Here is a 17,686-nt window from a genome sequence, read left to right as displayed (position 1 = left end):
TGTGATTAAGCTCCCAACGCGGTAAGAGGTATCCCGGAGTGCGAATTATCGCTACTTTGGTATGCCACTTTTACCCGGTACGCTACCCGTAACCAGAAAGCGTGATCCTGATGGGGGTTTTCCCTCTCCCGCCCGGCTTATGCCCCTGAACGTCTGTGATAAACTTCGGTGCATAACGTGGAAGCAGGAATAACGAATGGCAACAATGCTGGATGTCTCACTGCGCGCGGGCGTGTCGAAAGCCACGGTGTCGCGCGTACTGAACGGCACAGGTCAGGTAAAAGAGAGCACCCGTCAGCAGGTGTTTAACGCGATGGAAGAGCTGGGCTATCGTCCCAACTTCCTGGCGCGATCCCTGGCGAACCGGACCAGCAACAGCATTGGTCTGGTGGTCTCGACCTTTGACGGTTTTTACTTTGGTCGCCTGCTGCAGCAGGCCTCCCGACAGACTGAAACGCACGGGAAGCAGCTGATTGTCACCGACGGTCACGACACCCCGGAGCGGGAAGAGGAAGCGGTGCAGATGCTGGCCGACCGCCAGTGCGATGCCATCGTGCTCTACACCCGCTATATGAGCGAAAAAGCGATCATGAAGCTCATCAACAGCGTGCAGATGCCGCTTATCGTCATCAACCGTGACGTCAGCCAGGCGCGGGAGCGCTGCGTGTTCTTCGAGCAGCAGGAGGCAGCCTTCAACGCGGTGGAGTATCTGATAAGCCAGGGCCACCGGGAGATCGCCTGCATGACCGTGCCGATCCACACCCCTACCGGTAAGGCGCGACTGATGGGCTATCGCCAGGCGCTGGAAAAGCACGGTATTCCCTGGGATGAAAACCGGGTGAAGTATGGCGATTCGGGGATGACGCGCGGGTACGAGCTGTGTCAGGAGCTGCTGAACGAGAAGGTGCCGTTCAGCGCCCTGTTTGCCTGTAACGACGATATGGCGCTGGGCTCGTCGAAAGCGCTGCACCAGGCGGGGCTGCGCATTCCTGAAGACGTGTCGCTGTTCGGCTTCGACGACGCGCCGTGCGCGAAGTGGCTGGAACCGGCGCTCTCAACCGTCTACCTGCCTATCGACAACATGATCACCACCGCTATCGATCAGGCCATCCGGCTGGTAAAAAGCGAGCCGATCGAAGCGATCCCGCCCTTTACCGGCACGCTGGTGTTACGCGATTCGGTGGCGACGGGACCCTGGTTCGATCAGAACAGTTCGAGGGCAAGCAGTTCCTGAATGGTCTGGCGGCGGCGGATCAGACGCGCCACGCCGTTATCAAACAGCACTTCCGGCAGCAGCGGACGGCTGTTGTAGTTGGATGACATGGACGCGCCGTACGCGCCGGTATCGTGCAGCACCAGGTAATCACCCGGTACGACCGGCGGCAGCGCGCGGGTTTCCACTTTCCCGCCCTCCTGCTGGGTAAACACATCCCCGGATTCGCACAGCGGACCGGCCACCACCGTTTCCACTAAATCAGCCTGGGTTAAATCGCGGCCGTCGGCGGCCAGCGCCGTAATGTGGTGATAGCTGCCGTACATCGCCGGGCGCATCAGATCGTTAAAGCCCGCGTCGATCAGCACGAAGTGACGGCTGCCCATCGCCTTCACGCTGCGCACCTGGGATACCAGCACGCCGGATTCCGCCACCAGGAAGCGGCCCGGTTCGATCTCCAGTTTCACCGCATGGCCCAGATGGGCGGCAATTTTGTCGCGCGCGCCGTTCCACAGGCCGTAGTAGTGATCGGTATCGATCGCCTCTTCCCCTTCGCGATAAGGGATCGATAAACCGCCACCGGCGGAGATCGCCTCCAGATCCTGACCAAACTCAACCACCTGGCGCACCATCGCGCCGCATACCTGCTCAAGGTGACCGTAGTCCACGCCGGAGCCGATGTGCATATGAATTCCCACCAGCTTCAGGTTGTAGCGCTGCAGAACTTCCAGCGCGGCAGGCAGATCGCTGTACCAGATGCCGTGTTTGCTGTTCTCGCCGCCGGTGTTGGTCTTCTGGCTGTGGCCGTGACCAAAGCCCGGGTTAACGCGCAGCCAGACGCGGTGGCCCGGCGAAACCTGACCCAGCTGTTCCAGCATGTCCACGGAACCGGCGTTGACCGGGATCTGCAACTCGTGCACCCGGGCCAGGGTGGCGCTGTCGATCAGGTCAGCGGTAAAAACAATCGCATCGCTGTCGGCCTTGGGATCGTAGCCCGCCGCCAGCGCACGCTCGATTTCACCCAGCGACACGGAGTCGACCTTCACCCCCTGCTCGCGCATCAGGCGCAGAATATGGATGTTGGAGCAGGCTTTCTGGGCAAACCGCACCACGTCAAACTGATGCAGGGCCGCAATTTTGTCGCGAATAATCTGCGCGTCGTAAACCCAGACGGGGCAGCCAAACTCCGCAGGCAGGCGCAGCAAATTGTTGGCATTGAGGCAGGTATCGGTGTTGTTCAGCGGGCGTGGCATGGTGCTCTCCGGGAATTCAATTTTTTATGATTACGCCACAGCGTGAAGAGAATAAAAAATATCGTTTTATCGCCAGTCTATGCAAAAATGATATGGCTTAGCTCAACGAGGTCGCCGCCATGCCCGCTGTGAATTTACGCCATATCGAGATTTTCCACGCCGTGATGACGGCGGGGAATCTGACCGAAGCCGCGCGTCTGCTGCACACCTCCCAGCCGACGGTGAGCCGCGAGCTGGCGCGCTTCGAGAAGGTGATCGGCCTGACGCTGTTTGAACGCACGCGCGGGCGTTTGCACCCGACGGTGCAGGGGCTGCGTCTGTTCGAGGAGGTGCAGCGCTCCTGGTACGGGCTGGATCGCATCGTCAGCGCCGCCGACAGCCTGCGCGAGTTTCGCCAGGGGGAGCTCTCCATCGTCTGCCTGCCGGTCTTCTCCCAGTCATTCCTGCCTGCCCTGCTTCAGCCGTTTCTCGCCCGCTACCCGGATGTGAATCTCACCATCGTGCCGCAGGAGTCCCCCCTGCTGGAGGAGTGGCTCTCGGCCCAGCGCCACGATCTCGGCCTGACTGAAACCCTCGCCACCCCGGCGGGCACTGCCCGCCACGAGCTGCTGTCGTTAGATGAGGTGTGCGTCCTGCCTGCCGGACATCCGCTGGCTGAAAAAGCGGTGCTGACGCCGGGGGATTTTCAGGGCGAGAACTACATCAGCCTGTCGCGCACCGACAGTTACCGGCAGCTGCTGGACCAGCTTTTTGCCGAGCATCAGGTGAAACGGCGGATGGTGGTGGAGACCCACAGCGCGGCATCAATCTGCGCCATGGTGCGGGCGGGAGTAGGGATTTCGGTGGTGAACCCGCTGACGGCGCTGGATTATGCCGACAGCGGAATTGTGATCCGTCGCTTCAGTATTTCGGTGCCGTTTACGGTGAGCCTGATCCGCCCCCTGCACCGCCCGGCCTCGGCGCTGGTGGACGCCTTCAGCGCGCATCTGCAACAGGGGCTGGCGGCCCTCACCGGCCCGCTGGAGCAGCTGCTGGCCTCGCCCGTTACGAAAGCATAAATTCCACCGCATCGGCGGCGTGGATCGCGGCGGTATCAAACACCGGGATCGGGCTCTCATCCGCCGGAACCAGCAGGCCAATCTCGGTGCAGCCGAAGATCACCCCCTGCGCGCCTCGATCGGCCAGTTTCTGGATCACCTCAAGATAGTAACGGCGTGACGCCTCGCTGAAGGTGCCGAGACAGAGCTCGTCGAAGATAATCTGATTGATACGCGCCCGGTCCGCTTCGTCCGGGATCAGGCTCTCAATGCCGTACTGCGCCGTCAGTCGTCCGCGGTAGAAATCCTGCTCCATGGTGTAGCGCGTGCCGAGCAGCGCCACGCGGTTCATGCCCGCCGCCGTGATCGCCCGGCCCGTGGCATCGGCGATATGCAGGAACGGCAGCGAACAGCGGGTTTCAATCTGCTCCGCGACTTTGTGCATGGTATTGGTACAGAGCAGAATGGCCTGCGCCCCTGCTCCCTGCAGGCCCAGCGCCGCAGTCGCCAGGATCTCCCCGGCCTTTTCCCAGTCGCCGCTGGACTGGCAGGCTTCGATCTCATGGAAATCGACGCTGTGCAGCAGCAGGCTCGCCGAATGTAATCCCCCGAGGCGCTGTTTTACCCCTTCGTTGATCAGACGATAATATGGAATGGTGGACTCCCAGCTCATTCCCCCCAACAGGCCAATCGTTTTCATCGTGCTCTCCTTTCCGGTTTCATCCAGTGAAGCAAACTTGTGATCGAGTTTCCAGTTCTCTGGTTCGACATTTCCTTTTAGCCCTCTCTGGGATAAATTAAATGAAACGATGTTTCACTATATAACAGGACATGAGCATGTTTATTTTCCACAAAGAGACGCAGCTTGAAGATCTGGGTAACGGCGTGACGCGCCGCATTCTGGCGCACGACGGCAAAATGATGGCGGTTGAGGTTAATTTTGAACAGGGCGCCGTTGGCCCAATGCATAACCATCCGCATGAGCAGCTGACCTATGTTTTGTCCGGCGAGTTCGAATTTACCATCGGTGAAGAGAAACATGTCGTCACCGCCGGGGATACGCTTTATAAGGAGCCGCATATTATGCACGGCTGCGTTTGCCTGAAACCGGGCACCCTGCTGGATACCTTTACGCCGGTGCGTGAAGACTTCCTCAAATAAATGAAAAAGGCGATGCTCCGGCATCGCCTTTTTTATGCTTAAGCGCAATTTCGCGTTATTTCAGCCGTTAATCATTCAACAAGTTAATTATATCCTCGCTAGCTTAATTGCCATGTTACAGATTTGCTACAAATATTAGTAGTTTGTATCTACCGCCAATAATTTCCAGAATACCTGAGCAAAGTCCTCTGTTTAGCCGGTTCTCTCCACCTTGCTATTCCGCGCAAACCGATAAAAATGCCACCCATCTCACCTTATTGAAACGCTGTTTCGACCTTGATCACATTTCCACTATTTATCGAATGACGTGGATTTTAATCGCAATAAAATAAATTAAAACGACGTTTTACAATTTGAAAACGATGGTTCATAAGTTTTAAAAAATTGAAACACCGGCTTGCACCAGGCGTAAAGATTCCGTTTTAAACCCTTAATTACCAGGTAGGTATGTATGAATGAAAACAAGATGCTGGGGCTGGCGTGGATATCACCCTACATAATTGGGTTGATACTTTTCACCGCCTTCCCCTTTGTCTCATCGTTCTTCCTCAGTTTCACTGAGTATGATTTGATGAGCCCGCCGGTATTTAACGGCATCGAAAACTATCGCTACATGTTTACGGAAGATACCCTCTTCTGGAAATCCATGGGCGTGACCTTTGCCTACGTATTTTTAACTATCCCGCTGAAGCTGGCCTTCGCGCTGGGTATTGCCTTTGTTCTGAACTTTAAATTGCGCGGCATCGGCTTCTTCCGTACCGCTTACTATATTCCGTCCATTCTCGGCAGCTCCGTTGCCATCGCCGTTCTGTGGCGTGCGCTGTTCGCCATTGATGGCCTGCTTAACAGCTTTATTGGCGTGTTTGGTTTTGACGCGGTGAACTGGCTTGGCGAGCCGTCCCTGGCGCTGATGTCCGTCACCCTGCTGCGCGTGTGGCAGTTCGGCTCCGCGATGGTAATTTTCCTCGCCGCCCTGCAAAACGTACCGCAGTCGCAGTACGAAGCCGCCATGATTGACGGCGCCTCTAAATGGCAGATGTTCATGAAAGTGACCGTGCCGCTGATCACCCCGGTTATCTTCTTTAACTTCATCATGCAGACCACCCAGGCGTTCCAGGAATTTACCGGTCCGTATGTTATTACCGGCGGTGGACCAACCTACTCCACCTACCTGTTCTCACTGTACATCTACGACACCGCATTCAAGTACTTTGACATGGGTTACGGCGCGGCGCTGGCCTGGATCCTGTTCCTGGTGGTTGCTGTCTTTGCCGCTATCGCCTTTAAGTCTTCGAAATACTGGGTCTTCTACTCCGCCGATAAGGGAGGCAAAAATGGCTGATATTCAACAACTCTCCACGGCGAGAAGCATCGCAGAGCGTGAAGTGGCGCGTACCCAGCGTCGTGAAAAAATTAGCGCCGGCATTCGCTATGTGATCCTGCTGTTTGTTGGCCTGCTGATGCTCTATCCGCTGGTGTGGATGTTCTCGGCGTCGTTCAAACCGAACCACGAGATCTTCACCACCCTGAGCCTGTGGCCGGCACACGCCACCTGGGACGGCTTTGTAAACGGCTGGAAAACCGGTACCGAGTACAACTTCGGCCATTACATGCTGAACACCTTTAAGTATGTGATCCCGAAAGTGATCCTGACCATTATCTCCTCCACCATCGTGGCGTACGGCTTTGCCCGCTTCGAGATCCCGTGGAAGAAGTTCTGGTTCGCGACGCTGATTACCACCATGTTGCTGCCAAGCACCGTGCTGCTGATCCCTCAGTACCTGATGTTCCGTGAAATGGGCATGCTGAACAGCTATATGCCGCTGTACCTGCCGCTGGCCTTCGCCACGCAAGGGTTCTTCGTCTTCATGCTGATCCAGTTCCTGCGCGGCGTACCGCGTGACATGGAAGAGGCGGCGCAGATTGACGGCTGTAACTCCATTCAGGTGCTGTGGTACGTGGTCGTGCCAATCCTGAAGCCAGCCATCATCTCCGTGGCGCTGTTCCAGTTCATGTGGTCAATGAACGACTTTATCGGGCCGCTGATTTATGTCTACAGCGTGGATAAATACCCGATTGCACTGGCTCTGAAAATGTCCATCGACGTCACCGAAGGTGCGCCGTGGAACGAAATTCTGGCAATGGCGAGCATCTCCATTCTGCCATCCATCATTGTCTTCTTCCTGGCACAGCGCTACTTCGTACAGGGCGTAACCAGCAGCGGAATTAAAGGTTAAGAGGGAAATATCATGGCTGAAGTTATCTTCAACAAACTGGAAAAGGTTTACTCCAACGGCTTCAAAGCGGTACATGCTATCGACCTGAAAATCGCTGAAGGGGAGTTCATGGTCATCGTCGGCCCGTCCGGCTGCGCCAAGTCCACCACCCTGCGTATGCTGGCCGGTCTGGAGACCATCAGCGGCGGCGAAGTGCGCATCGGCGAAAAGATCGTTAACAACCTCGCGCCAAAAGAGCGCGGGATTGCGATGGTGTTCCAGAACTATGCGCTCTATCCGCACATGACCGTGCGCGAAAACCTGGCCTTTGGCCTGAAGCTGAGCAAGCTGCCGAAAGCGCAGATTGAATCCCAGGTTAACGAAGCGGCAAAAATCCTCGAGCTGGAAGAGCTGCTGGACCGTCTGCCGCGCCAGCTCTCCGGTGGTCAGGCCCAGCGTGTGGCCGTGGGCCGTGCGATTGTGAAAAAGCCAGACGTGTTCCTCTTTGACGAACCGCTGTCCAACCTCGACGCCAAACTGCGTGCGTCGATGCGCATCCGTATCTCCGACCTGCACAAGCAGCTCAAGGCCTCCGGCAAACCGGCGACCACCGTCTACGTGACGCACGATCAGACCGAAGCGATGACCATGGGCGACCGCATTTGCGTGATGAAGCTCGGCCACATCATGCAGGTGGATACCCCGGACAACCTGTACCACAAACCGAAAAACATGTTCGTGGCCGGCTTTATCGGCTCACCGGAGATGAACATCCGCGCCAGCAGGCTGGTGCAGGAAGACGGTCAGCTGGCGCTGACCATCGGCAACCAGACCCTGCCGTTAAGCGCTGAGCTGAAAGAGAAAGTCGCCAGCTACGCCAACCAGGACATTTTCTACGGCATTCGCCCTGACTTTGTCTCTATCTCCGACGAGCCGTTTGCCGAAGGGTGCTGCACCGGCGAAATGGTCCGCGCCGAGAACATGGGCCATGAATTCTTCGTGTACCTGAAAGTTGGCGAGTATGAACTGACAGCCCGAATCCCTTCCGATGAAGCTAAGCCTATGATCAACAAGGGTCTTCACCGTAAGGTTTACTTTAAGTTCGATATGAATAAGTGTCATATTTTTGACGCAAAAACTGAACAGAACATCTCTCTTTAATGGAGTTATAAAAATGAAAAAAGTGCTTTTAAGCGCCGTTATCTCCGCTACCTTTGGAATGAGTGCCCTACCCACTTTTGCTGCGGACAGCACCGATTTGCGTATGTCCTGGTGGGGCGGCAATGGCCGTCACCAGGTCACCCTGAAAGCTCTGGAAGAGTTCCACAAACAGAACCCGGATATTAACGTTAAGTCGGAATACACCGGCTGGGACGGTCACCTGTCGCGTCTGACCACGCAGATTGCGGGCGGCACCGAGCCGGACGTGATGCAGACCAACTGGAACTGGCTGCCGATCTTCTCGAAAACCGGCGACGGCTTCTACGATCTGAACAAGATGAAGGACGTGATCGACCTGTCTCAGTTCGATCCCAAAGAGCTGCAGTCCACCACGGTGAACGGCAAGCTGAACGGTATTCCGATCTCCGTGACCGCGCGCGTCTTCTACTTCAACGATGAAGCCTGGAAAAAAGCGGGCGTAGAGTACCCGAAAACCTGGGATGAGCTGATGGCGGCGGGCAAAGCCTTCGAAAGCAAACTGGGCAAACAGTACTACCCGGTGGTGCTGGAGCACCAGGATACCCTGGCGCTGCTGAACTCTTACATGATCCAGAAGTACAACATCCCGGCGGTGGACGAGAAGACGAAGAAATTCTCCTATACCAAAGAGCAGTGGGTTGAGTTCTTCCAGACCTACAAAAAGCTGATCGACAGCCACGTAATGCCGGACACCAAGTACTACGCGTCGTTCGGTAAGAGCAACATGTATGAGATGAAGCCGTGGATCGAAGGTGAATGGGGCGGCACCTATATGTGGAACTCCACCATCAAGAAATATTCCGATAACCTGAAGCCACCAGCAAAACTGGAGCTGGGCAGCTACCCAATGCTGCCGGGCGCAACGGATGCCGGTCTGTTCTTCAAACCAGCCCAGATGCTCTCTATCGGTAAATCTACCAAGAACCCGGAAGCGGCAGCGAAAGTCATCAACTTCCTGCTGAACAGTAAAGAAGGCGTTGAGACTCTGGGTCTGGAGCGTGGCGTACCGCTGAGCAAAGTGGCGGTGAAATACCTGACCGAAGACGGCACCATCAAAGAGAACGATCCGGCGGTTGCGGGCCTGCGTCTGGCGCAGTCTCTGCCAGCCAAACTCTCCGTATCGCCCTACTTTGACGACCCGCAGATCGTGGCCCAGTTCGGTACTTCTCTGCAGTACATCGACTATGGCCAGAAAACCGTCGAAGAGACTGCAGCTGACTTCCAGCGTCAGGCTGAACGTATTCTGAAACGCGCAATGCGCTAATTCTCTTACGTTATCAATACCCTACCGCCCAGGCGGTGGGGTATTTTTTTATTTGAAGGAACATACTATGAAAGGAAAAATCATTCCCCTGAGTTTTCGGACCCGTCAGGACAGTGAAACCGGACACGAGGTGATCCGCCTGACGCCACCGCACATCATCTGTCACCGTAACTACTTTTATCAGAAATGTTTTACCCAGGACGGCAGCAAGCTGATCTTTGGCGGCGCCTTCGAAGGCCACTGGAACTACTACCTGCTGGATATTGCCCGCCAACAGGCGACCCAGCTCACCGACGGCGCCGGCGATAACACCTTTGGCGGCTTCCTCTCCGCAGACGATCGCTCTCTGTGGTACGTGAAAAACAGCCGCGAGCTGCGGCGCGTCGATCTCGAGAGTCTGGAAGAGTACGTGGTGTATGAGGTGGATGACGAGTGGGTGGCGTACGGCACCTGGGTGGCGAACTCAGACTGCACGAAGCTGGTGGGCATCGAGATCAAAAAAAGCGACTGGCAGCCGCTCACCGACTGGAGCAAGTTCCGCGCGTTTTACTTCACTAACCCGGAATGCCGCCTGATTAATATCGACCTGCAAACCGGCGAGCGCCGGGTGATTTTGCAGGAAAAACGCTGGCTCGGGCACCCGATCTACCGCCCGTTTGACGACAACACCGTGGCGTTTTGTCACGAAGGGCCGCGCGATGCGATCGATGCCCGCATGTGGCTGATTCACGAGGATGGGAGCAACCTGCGCAAGGTGCGCCAGCATGCCCAGGGCGAAAGTTTTACCCACGAATTCTGGGTGCCGGACGGCTCAGCGCTCTATTACGTGGCGCACAAGGAGAACGATCCGCAGCGCTATCTGTTCAGCGCCGATCCCGCCACGCTCGAGAATCGCCAGCTGATGGCGATCCCGCCCTGCTCCCACCTGATGAGCAACCACGACGGGTCGCTGATCGTGGGCGACGGCGCACCGCACAACACCGGCGATATCAGCCTGAACGATCCCTTTATCTGGGTGTTCGATATTCAGAAAGGGACGCAGACCGCCATCTGTCAGCACAATACCAGCTGGAAAGTGCTGGATGGCGATCGTCAGGTGACCCATCCGCATCCGTCGTTTTCGCCGGACAATAAGTGGGTGCTGTATACGTCAGATGAAGAAGGCATGCCGGCGCTGTATCTGGCGCAGGTGTGAAAAAAGCCGGGTGGCGGCTACGCCTTACCCGGCCTACAAAAGCGTCGCCGCCAGGCAAAAAAAAACCGCTGCCCATGGGCAGCGGTTTTTTATCAATGCGCTGGATTAACGCGCCAGCCAGCCGCCGTCAACCGCTACGGTGTAGCCGTTGATGTAGTCAGATGCGCCGGACGCCAGGAACACAACCGGGCCCATCAGATCGCTTGGCAGACCCCAGCGACCCGCAGGGATACGCTCGAGGATTGCCGCGCTACGCTCTTCGTCAGCACGCAGCTGCTGGGTGTTGTTGGTCGCCATGTAGCCCGGCGCGATAGCGTTGACGTTGATGTTGTGCTGCGCCCACTCGTTCGCCAGCAGACGAGTTACGCCCATTACGCCGCTTTTGGAAGCGGTGTAAGACGGGACACGGATGCCGCCCTGGAAGGAGAGCATAGAGGCGATGTTGATGATCTTGCCGCCGTTGCCCTGGGCGATAAAGTGCTTCGCGGCCGCCTGAGACATGAAGAACACGCTCTTGATGTTCAGGTTCATGACGTCGTCCCAGTCCTGCTCGCTGAAGTTGATCGCGTCTTCACGACGGATCAGACCGGCGTTGTTCACCAGAATGTCGATTTTACCGAATTCAGCCACCGCACGATCCAGCAGCTCAGGGATCGCGTCGATTTTACGCAGGTCAGCGGTCAGGCTCAGGAAACGGCGGCCCAGCGCGGTTACACGCTCGATGGTCTCCTGCGGCTCAACGATGTTGATACCCACGATGTCGCAGCCCGCTTCTGCCAGACCCACCGCCATGCCCTGGCCGAGGCCAGTGTCGCAACCGGTCACAACCGCAACTTTACCCTGCAGAGAAAATGCATCCAGAATCATTTTTAATCCTTATCTTTCAGCGCCTGAACGAACAGGCAAGTTTATGCTTAACTGTCCGCGACTAGCGCAGATCCTTAACGGCAACGTGGTCCATATCATCGAAGACCTGGTTTTCACCTACCATGCCCCAGATGAAGGTATAGGCACGCGTGCCTACGCCGGAGTGAATAGACCAGCTTGGAGAGATGACTGCCTGCTCGTTATGCATCACGATATGGCGCGTCTCCTGCGGCTGACCCATCATATGGAATACGCAGGCGTCTTCTTCCATATTGAAGTAGAAGTACACTTCCATGCGGCGCTCGTGGGTATGGCACGGCATGGTGTTCCACAGGTTGCCCGGCTCAAGCTCGGTCAGACCCATGCTGAGCTGGCAGGTTTCCAGCACATCAGGAACGAAGTATTTGTTGATGGTGCGGCGGTTGCTGGTGAGGTTGTCACCGAGCGTGACCGGAGAAACTTCTGCCGGGGTCACTTTTTTGGTTGGATACGTGGTGTGTGCCGGGGCGCAGTTATAGTAGAACTTCGCCGGTTTGCTGCTATCGACGCTGGCGAATACTACTTCCTGCGCGCCTTTACCGACGTACAGGGCATCACGATGGCCAATTTCATAGCACTGACCGTCAACGGTGATGGTGCCCGGGCCGCCAATGTTAATCACGCCCAGCTCGCGACGCTCCAGGAAGAAGCTGACGCCCAGCTGTTTGCCCACTTCGCCACCGACAGAGACCGTTTTGGCAACCGGCATGATGCCGCCAACGATGATGCGGTCAATGTGGCTGTACACCATGGTGTATTCATCAGCGACAAACACTTTCTCGACTAAAAACTCATCACGCAGCCCCTGGGTATCCAGCGTTTTTGCATGCGCGCTGTGGATGCTTTGTCTGACTTCCACATTAACCTCCAGAATTTATCGGCCCCGAAGGCCTGGATAATTAACAAAACGATGTTCCGTTTTCATGATGGGCACATATTATCTGCTGTGAAATGGGTTTTCAATTACATTCAAAACGATGTTTCACTTTTTCTGCAAGTTAATCTCAAAATTGCAGTTGCGATCACGATTGTCAGGGAGTTGACAACGCTTTCTTTAAACATTTTTTTAATTCTTTAGCGTTAATTTTTATAATAAACAATCAGTTATGAAAGGTTTAAAAATTAATGACCCGATGAGATAAAACTCAACGAATTTAACGAATTTGATGAGTCAGCGGGGTTTTCCTTCAGAAGTGCGCCACCAGTCACACACACTGAAACGATGTTTTGATATTTTAACACCCAGTTTTTAAACTCATATTTTACCGATCGGACCGCAGGCGCGATCCTGCCGTCGAATTCAAGGAGTGCATCATGGCAAAAGGTATGCGGGTCAAACTGAACTACGAGGTCAGTCGCGATCCGGATACAGGCGTGGAAGTGACCCGCCTGACCCCCCCTGAAGTTACCTGTCATCGTAACTACTTCTACCAAAAGTGCTTTTTCAACGATGGTAGCCACCTGCTGTTTGCCGGTGAATTCGATGGCCACTGGAACTACTATCTGCTGGATCTGAAAAACGCCGAAGCGGTGCAGTTAACCGAAGGCGCGGGTGATAACACCTTCGGCGGCTTCCTGTCGCCGGATGATAAATCCCTCTATTACGTTAAGAATGATCGCACTCTGCGGGAAGTCAATCTGACCACCTTTGAAGAGCGCGAAGTCTATCGCGTCAGCGACGACTGGGTCGGCTATGGCACCTGGGTGGCGAACAGCGACTGCACCAAACTGGTCGGTATCGAAATCGCGAAAAGCGACTGGACGCCGCTGAACGACTGGAAAATCTTCCACGACTTCTTCCATAAAGGGCCGCACTGCCGCCTGCTGCGGGTCGATCTGCAGACCGGTGAAAGCAGCGTGATCCACGAAGAGAAAAACTGGCTCGGTCACCCGATTTACCGTCCGTTTGACGACAATACCGTCGCGTTCTGCCATGAAGGTCCGCACGATCTGGTGGATGCCCGCATGTGGATGGTCAATGAAGACGGCAGCAACGTGCGTAAGGTGAAAGAACACGCCGAAGGCGAAAGCTGCACCCATGAATTCTGGGTCCCGAACGGCTCGGCGCTGGTGTATGTCTCTTATCTGAAAGGTGAGCAAGGGCGTACCGTGTACAGCTTCAACCCGGATACCGGCGAGAACAAAGCGGTAATGAAGATGCCAGCCTGTTCGCATCTGATGAGTAACTTTGACGGCACGCTGCTGGTAGGTGACGGTTCCGGTACCCCGGTGGATGTGAAAGATACCAGCGGCTACACCATCGACAACGATCCTTACCTGTACGCGTTTGACGTGGCGAAAGAGGCTTACTTCCGCATCGCGCGTCACGATACTTCCTGGGCAACCGTGGCCAACAGCCGCCAGGTGACCCATCCGCACCCTTCCTTTACCCCGGATGATAAAGCGGTTCTGTTTAGTTCTGATAAAGACGGCAAACCTGCTCTCTATATTGCGAAGCTTCCTGAGCAACCTGAATTATTGCGTGAATAAATGTTAGTGTTTGTGTTCCTGTAACTGGCCTTGCCCTCCTTTATGGAGGGCTTTTTTTATTGTCCGCTTTTATCAGCACCGCCAGATAACAGATATAAAAAAACCGGCTCATAAGAGCCGGTTTATCCCGGAGGTACTGCTTGTTATCAGAATGAATATGCAACGCCGACACGCAGACGGGTCTGACGTTCATCGGTCTCTTTCACACCGACGTTGCCCACTTCGCCGTACGGTGCCCAGTTTTTATCAATTTTGTACGCCAGCTTGACGTTATATTCCTGGGAGTAATCTTTGTTATTATTACGAATCGTCCCTTCGGAGCTTTTCGCGTATACGTAGTTAAGCTCGGTACGCCAGTCGCCCATTACCCAACCTACCCACGCATCACCACGGTTAACTTTATCATCGTCTTTATTCGAGCTTGATGGATAACGGGTGTAGTCATAGCGATAACGGGCTGCGACATAGAAGCCATTATCAAAGCTATATTGCGCGTGCAGATAGGGTTTATAAATGGTGAAGCTGTCTTTACTTTCGAGCGTAAAACCTGGTGTTAACGCAATGTTCTGGTTGGCTTTCCAGCGCCAGCTGATCTGATCTTCGTGACCGTTACCCACCACATCCGCAAATGGCTGGTCAGCTTTATCGCCGCCTGATTTCCATTTTGCTTCTACAGAAAAACCAAAACCATTTTCGAAACGGTGCGAAACCGCAACACGGTCTGCGTTCGAGCCGCTATCGATGTATTCGTGACGCAGATCCACGGTGACAGCCTGAGCTGCGAAAGAAGCGCCAATAAGTGAAGCAAGGACCAGAGATTTCTTAAACATGGAAAAACCCTCGTTTAAAATGATGTTTCGTTTTTATGGAATTGCATTTTATTTTTTTAAATACGTAATTTTAGTGATCATGATCGTAATTATTTGTTTCATTTTTTTTGGCAAAGCCAGCCGTGAGCAATATCAACAAAAGAGGAGTTTTAAGGGGAATTTAACGGATCGCGATCACACTAAATCGTTATTAGCGATTCAGTGAATGCGTTAAATATTTCGAGGGTGTTTGAGAATTGACTTACAAGGGTAAAAATATGACGGGGGTCACAAACAAATAAGCCTCCGGGGTCGGAGGCCTGTTTTGGTTGATATATATCAACGCGATTATCTTTCTATGGCTAATGCCACGCCCTGTCCGCCGCCGATGCACAGCGTTGCCAGCCCTTTGCGAACATCGCGTTTCACCATCTCGTGCACCAGCGAGACCAGAATGCGGCAGCCCGATGCGCCGATAGGATGGCCCAGCGCGATGGCGCCGCCGTTGACGTTGACCCGGCGTTCATCCCACTCCAGCATTTTGCCCACCGACAGCGCCTGAGCCGCAAAGGCTTCATTCACTTCGATCAGATCAACGTCCGCCAGCTGCCAGCCCGCCCGCTCCAGACAGCGGCGCGTGGCGTGTACCGGGGCGATGCCCATTAAGGCAGGATCGACGCCGACGCTGGCAAAGGCTTTGATCCGCGCCAGCACCGGCAGATTCAGCGATTCAGCTTTGCTCTCGCTCATCATCATTACCGCTGCGGCCCCGTCGTTAATAGAGGAGGCGTTCCCGGCGGTGACCGAGCCGGTGAGCTCAAAGGCAGGATTGAGCAGCGCCAGCCCTTCTGCGCTGGCGTCGGTGCGCGGCTGCTCGTCGGTATCCACCAGCAGATTCTCCCCGCCGGGCTTCTGGGCGACAACCGGCACAATCTCGTCCCGGAAGCGGCCTGCGTCGATAGCGGCCCGGGCCTTATGCTGGGAGCTCAGCGCGTAGGCATCCTGCAGTTCGCGGGTGATGCCATATTCACGCGCCAGGTTTTCTGCGGTGACGCCCATATGGTAGTCGTTGAACGCGTCCCACAGGCCGTCATGCACCAGGCTGTCGATGAGCTGGCTGTTGCCCAGCTGCGCCCCGGTGCGGCTGTCGGTCAGCACGTGCGGCGCGCGGCTCATGTTCTCCTGGCCGCCCGCGATCACCACATCGGCTTCGCCGCACTGGATCGCCTGGGTCGCCAGATGCAGCGCCTTTAAGCCGGAGCCACACACGTCGTTGATGGTAATGGCAGAGACGGTGTTGGGTAATCCTCCCTTTAGCGCGGCCTGGCGGGCAGGGTTTTGCCCGGCACCGGCGGTCAGCACCTGACCGAGGATCACTTCGTCGATCTCGTGTGCCTCAATGCCGCTGCGCTCCACCAGCGCGCGCACCACCACGCTGCCTAATTCCACTGCCGAATGGCGTGAAAGCGCTCCCTGGAAACAGCCGATTGCGGTACGCAATGCACCCACTATCACGACGTCTTTCATCTCTACCTCTGTGCAAAATGACACCGCCCATAGTAGAGGGTTGTTATCAACTAATGATGTAATTGTTTAAAAAAAGTGAGTTTTATCACAAAGAATCCGTGAGCCCGGATTAACGCCCCGTGATGTATTCACGCAATTGATAATTTTCACGGTAATTATTAGATAACTCGTTGGCATTACCGACGACGTGACGATAAGTTAGGAATGCAAACACGCGTTAACACTGGAGTAACAAATGTCCGACTGTATCATTCCAGAAATAAAAGAATCAGAAGAAGAGATCATCGCCATCCGTCGTCATTTACATGCCAACCCCGAATTAAGCCTGGAGGAGTTTAATACCAGCAATCTGGTGGCCCGCCAGCTCGAAGGCTGGGGCTACAAGGTGACGCGGGAGATCGGCAAAACCGGCGTGGTCGGCACGATCGCCAAAGGCCAGGGGACAAAATCCATCGGCCTGCGCGCCGACATGGATGCCCTGCCGATCTTCGAAGCTACCGATTTACCCTGGGCCAGCACCGTGCCGGGCAAAATGCACGCCTGCGGTCACGACGGCCACACGGCCATTTTATTAGCCGCCGCGAAATACATCGCCTCCGACGCCTGCCAGTTTAACGGCACCGTGCACCTTATCTTCCAGCCTGCCGAAGAGGCCATTGGCGGCGCGGATCTGATGATCAAAGACGGGTTGTTCGACCGCTTCCCCTGCGATCGTATTTTTGCCCTGCACAATATGCCTTACCTGCCGACCGGGAAATTTGGCTTCTTTGAGGGCAACTTTATGGCCTCCGCCGATACCGTCAAAATCACCCTGAAAGGGTACGGCGGGCATGGCGCGCATCCGGAACGCACCGTGGATCCGATTGTGACCGGCGCGGCCCTGATCATGTCCCTGCAGAGCATTGTGGCGCGTAACGTGCCGCCGGGTGAAACCGCGGTCGTCACCGTTGGCACCTTCCAGTCGGGCATTGCCTCCAACGTGATCCCGGACAGCGCGGTGATGGAGCTGACGGTACGTTCGATGAAGCCGGAGATCCGCGACCTGCTGATCCGCCGTATTCAGGAGCTCACCGATTTCACCGCCCGCAGCTACGGTGCCACCAGCGAAGTGGAGATCTACGACTCCTACCCGGTGCTGGTGAACGATGCGGAACAGACCGCCTTTGCCCGCCAGCTGGCCGTGGAGTTCTTTGGTGAAGATGCGGTACTCGACAGCGTCTCCCCGTCCAACGGCAGCGAAGATTTTGCCTTTATGCTGCAGCAACGTCCGGGAAGCTACTTCCTGCTCGGTAACGGCGTGAAAGGGGAAAAAGGCGGCTGCATGGTGCATAACCCCGGCTACGACTTCAATGACGAGATCATCACCACCGGGGCCTCCTTCTTTGCCCGTCTGGTTGAAAACTATTGCCGTTAAG

Annotated in this window: 16 protein-coding genes; 10 read left to right on the top strand and 6 right to left on the bottom strand. The window is 55.5% G+C overall.

Annotated features, from left to right (window positions below; all coding sequences use genetic code 11):
- Nucleotides 1-196 precede the first annotated feature (196 nt).
- The gene (locus FFB58_RS17245) at nucleotides 197-1,234 is read left to right on the top strand and encodes a LacI family DNA-binding transcriptional regulator (protein WP_039029887.1); all 1,038 of its coding nucleotides are present in this window, start codon (nucleotides 197-199) and stop codon (nucleotides 1,232-1,234) included.
- Here FFB58_RS17245 and lysA read toward each other — a convergent pair.
- The gene (gene lysA, locus FFB58_RS17240) at nucleotides 1,204-2,466 is read right to left on the bottom strand and encodes a diaminopimelate decarboxylase (RefSeq protein ID WP_138370522.1); all 1,263 of its coding nucleotides are present in this window, start codon (nucleotides 2,464-2,466) and stop codon (nucleotides 1,204-1,206) included. The two genes, FFB58_RS17245 and lysA, sit on opposite strands and share 31 nt — an antisense overlap.
- A 119-nt stretch (nucleotides 2,467-2,585) precedes the next feature.
- Here lysA and FFB58_RS17235 point away from each other — a divergent pair, with 119 nt between their 5' ends.
- Nucleotides 2,586-3,524, top strand: a complete 939-nt coding sequence (locus FFB58_RS17235; RefSeq protein ID WP_138370521.1) for a LysR family transcriptional regulator — start codon at nucleotides 2,586-2,588, stop codon at nucleotides 3,522-3,524.
- Here FFB58_RS17235 and FFB58_RS17230 read toward each other — a convergent pair.
- Nucleotides 3,511-4,203, bottom strand: coding sequence for an aspartate/glutamate racemase (locus FFB58_RS17230; protein WP_039029884.1), 693 nt, complete (start codon nucleotides 4,201-4,203; stop codon nucleotides 3,511-3,513). The two genes, FFB58_RS17235 and FFB58_RS17230, sit on opposite strands and share 14 nt — an antisense overlap.
- 137 nt (nucleotides 4,204-4,340) lie before the next feature.
- Here FFB58_RS17230 and FFB58_RS17225 point away from each other — a divergent pair, with 137 nt between their 5' ends.
- The 6 genes from FFB58_RS17225 to FFB58_RS17200 all read left to right on the top strand — a co-directional run bounded on the left by FFB58_RS17225 (nucleotide 4,341) and on the right by FFB58_RS17200 (nucleotide 10,539).
- Complete coding sequence (locus FFB58_RS17225; protein ID WP_114385821.1) at nucleotides 4,341-4,664, top strand: cupin domain-containing protein; 324 nt, start codon at nucleotides 4,341-4,343, stop codon at nucleotides 4,662-4,664.
- Nucleotides 4,665-5,115: 451 nt separating this feature from the next.
- A complete protein-coding gene (locus FFB58_RS17220) occupies nucleotides 5,116-6,006 on the top strand; it encodes a sugar ABC transporter permease (protein WP_039029882.1) in 891 nt (296 codons plus the stop codon).
- Complete coding sequence (locus FFB58_RS17215) at nucleotides 5,999-6,901, top strand: carbohydrate ABC transporter permease (protein ID WP_039029881.1); 903 nt, start codon at nucleotides 5,999-6,001, stop codon at nucleotides 6,899-6,901. The genes FFB58_RS17220 and FFB58_RS17215 overlap by 8 nt, the downstream gene beginning before the upstream one ends.
- 12 nt (nucleotides 6,902-6,913) lie before the next feature.
- Nucleotides 6,914-8,041 carry an ABC transporter ATP-binding protein gene (locus FFB58_RS17210; RefSeq protein ID WP_039029880.1) on the top strand — a complete coding sequence of 376 codons (1,128 nt, stop codon included), beginning with the start codon at nucleotides 6,914-6,916 and terminating at the stop codon, nucleotides 8,039-8,041.
- A gap of 13 nt (nucleotides 8,042-8,054) precedes the next feature.
- Nucleotides 8,055-9,344 carry an ABC transporter substrate-binding protein gene (locus tag FFB58_RS17205; protein ID WP_039029879.1) on the top strand — a complete coding sequence of 430 codons (1,290 nt, stop codon included), beginning with the start codon at nucleotides 8,055-8,057 and terminating at the stop codon, nucleotides 9,342-9,344.
- Between the two features lie 67 nt (nucleotides 9,345-9,411).
- Nucleotides 9,412-10,539 carry an oligogalacturonate lyase family protein gene (locus FFB58_RS17200; protein ID WP_138370520.1) on the top strand — a complete coding sequence of 376 codons (1,128 nt, stop codon included), beginning with the start codon at nucleotides 9,412-9,414 and terminating at the stop codon, nucleotides 10,537-10,539.
- Between the two features lie 105 nt (nucleotides 10,540-10,644).
- Here FFB58_RS17200 and kduD read toward each other — a convergent pair whose 3' ends face one another.
- Nucleotides 10,645-11,406 (bottom strand): 2-dehydro-3-deoxy-D-gluconate 5-dehydrogenase KduD, encoded by a 762-nt coding sequence (gene kduD, locus FFB58_RS17195; RefSeq protein WP_039029877.1) that lies wholly within the window; start codon nucleotides 11,404-11,406, stop codon nucleotides 10,645-10,647.
- Between the two features lie 61 nt (nucleotides 11,407-11,467).
- A complete protein-coding gene (gene kduI / locus FFB58_RS17190; protein WP_039029876.1) occupies nucleotides 11,468-12,304 on the bottom strand; it encodes a 5-dehydro-4-deoxy-D-glucuronate isomerase in 837 nt (278 codons plus the stop codon).
- Nucleotides 12,305-12,759: 455 nt separating this feature from the next.
- Here kduI and FFB58_RS17185 point away from each other — a divergent pair, with 455 nt between their 5' ends.
- Nucleotides 12,760-13,935: an oligogalacturonate lyase family protein gene (locus tag FFB58_RS17185; RefSeq protein WP_039029875.1), complete on the top strand. Its 1,176-nt coding sequence runs from the start codon at nucleotides 12,760-12,762 to the stop codon at nucleotides 13,933-13,935.
- Between the two features lie 146 nt (nucleotides 13,936-14,081).
- Here FFB58_RS17185 and FFB58_RS17180 read toward each other — a convergent pair whose 3' ends face one another.
- Nucleotides 14,082-14,765: an oligogalacturonate-specific porin KdgM family protein gene (locus tag FFB58_RS17180; protein WP_039029874.1), complete on the bottom strand. Its 684-nt coding sequence runs from the start codon at nucleotides 14,763-14,765 to the stop codon at nucleotides 14,082-14,084.
- Between the two features lie 327 nt (nucleotides 14,766-15,092).
- Entirely contained in the window at nucleotides 15,093-16,271 is a 1,179-nt protein-coding gene (locus FFB58_RS17170) for an acetyl-CoA C-acetyltransferase (RefSeq protein ID WP_138370519.1), read from the bottom strand.
- A gap of 235 nt (nucleotides 16,272-16,506) precedes the next feature.
- Between FFB58_RS17170 and FFB58_RS17165 the strand changes: the two genes are divergently transcribed.
- Nucleotides 16,507-17,685 carry a M20 aminoacylase family protein gene (locus FFB58_RS17165; protein WP_138370518.1) on the top strand — a complete coding sequence of 393 codons (1,179 nt, stop codon included), beginning with the start codon at nucleotides 16,507-16,509 and terminating at the stop codon, nucleotides 17,683-17,685.
- Nucleotide 17,686 lies beyond the last annotated feature (1 nt).

Source organism: Enterobacter sp. MF024, from assembly GCF_005843915.1.
GTDB classification, from domain to species: Bacteria; Pseudomonadota; Gammaproteobacteria; order Enterobacterales; family Enterobacteriaceae; genus Enterobacter; species Enterobacter barmai.
Note: the sequence above shows the minus strand (reverse complement) of the source record. Positions and strands in the feature narration are given on the sequence as shown.

Excerpts from the sequence above, each read along its gene's own strand:
- FFB58_RS17245 (WP_039029887.1), top strand. The coding sequence starts at position 197 with ATGGCAACAATGCTGGATGTCTCACTGCGCGCGGGCGTGTCGAAAGCC.
- lysA (WP_138370522.1), bottom strand. The coding sequence starts at position 2,466 with ATGCCACGCCCGCTGAACAACACCGATACCTGCCTCAATGCCAACAAT.
- FFB58_RS17235 (WP_138370521.1), top strand. The coding sequence starts at position 2,586 with ATGCCCGCTGTGAATTTACGCCATATCGAGATTTTCCACGCCGTGATG.
- FFB58_RS17230 (WP_039029884.1), bottom strand. The coding sequence starts at position 4,203 with ATGAAAACGATTGGCCTGTTGGGGGGAATGAGCTGGGAGTCCACCATT.
- FFB58_RS17225 (WP_114385821.1), top strand. The coding sequence starts at position 4,341 with ATGTTTATTTTCCACAAAGAGACGCAGCTTGAAGATCTGGGTAACGGC.
- FFB58_RS17220 (WP_039029882.1), top strand. The coding sequence starts at position 5,116 with ATGAATGAAAACAAGATGCTGGGGCTGGCGTGGATATCACCCTACATA.
- FFB58_RS17215 (WP_039029881.1), top strand. The coding sequence starts at position 5,999 with ATGGCTGATATTCAACAACTCTCCACGGCGAGAAGCATCGCAGAGCGT.
- FFB58_RS17210 (WP_039029880.1), top strand. The coding sequence starts at position 6,914 with ATGGCTGAAGTTATCTTCAACAAACTGGAAAAGGTTTACTCCAACGGC.
- FFB58_RS17205 (WP_039029879.1), top strand. The coding sequence starts at position 8,055 with ATGAAAAAAGTGCTTTTAAGCGCCGTTATCTCCGCTACCTTTGGAATG.
- FFB58_RS17200 (WP_138370520.1), top strand. The coding sequence starts at position 9,412 with ATGAAAGGAAAAATCATTCCCCTGAGTTTTCGGACCCGTCAGGACAGT.
- kduD (WP_039029877.1), bottom strand. The coding sequence starts at position 11,406 with ATGATTCTGGATGCATTTTCTCTGCAGGGTAAAGTTGCGGTTGTGACC.
- FFB58_RS17185 (WP_039029875.1), top strand. The coding sequence starts at position 12,760 with ATGGCAAAAGGTATGCGGGTCAAACTGAACTACGAGGTCAGTCGCGAT.
- FFB58_RS17180 (WP_039029874.1), bottom strand. The coding sequence starts at position 14,765 with ATGTTTAAGAAATCTCTGGTCCTTGCTTCACTTATTGGCGCTTCTTTC.
- FFB58_RS17170 (WP_138370519.1), bottom strand. The coding sequence starts at position 16,271 with ATGAAAGACGTCGTGATAGTGGGTGCATTGCGTACCGCAATCGGCTGT.
- FFB58_RS17165 (WP_138370518.1), top strand. The coding sequence starts at position 16,507 with ATGTCCGACTGTATCATTCCAGAAATAAAAGAATCAGAAGAAGAGATC.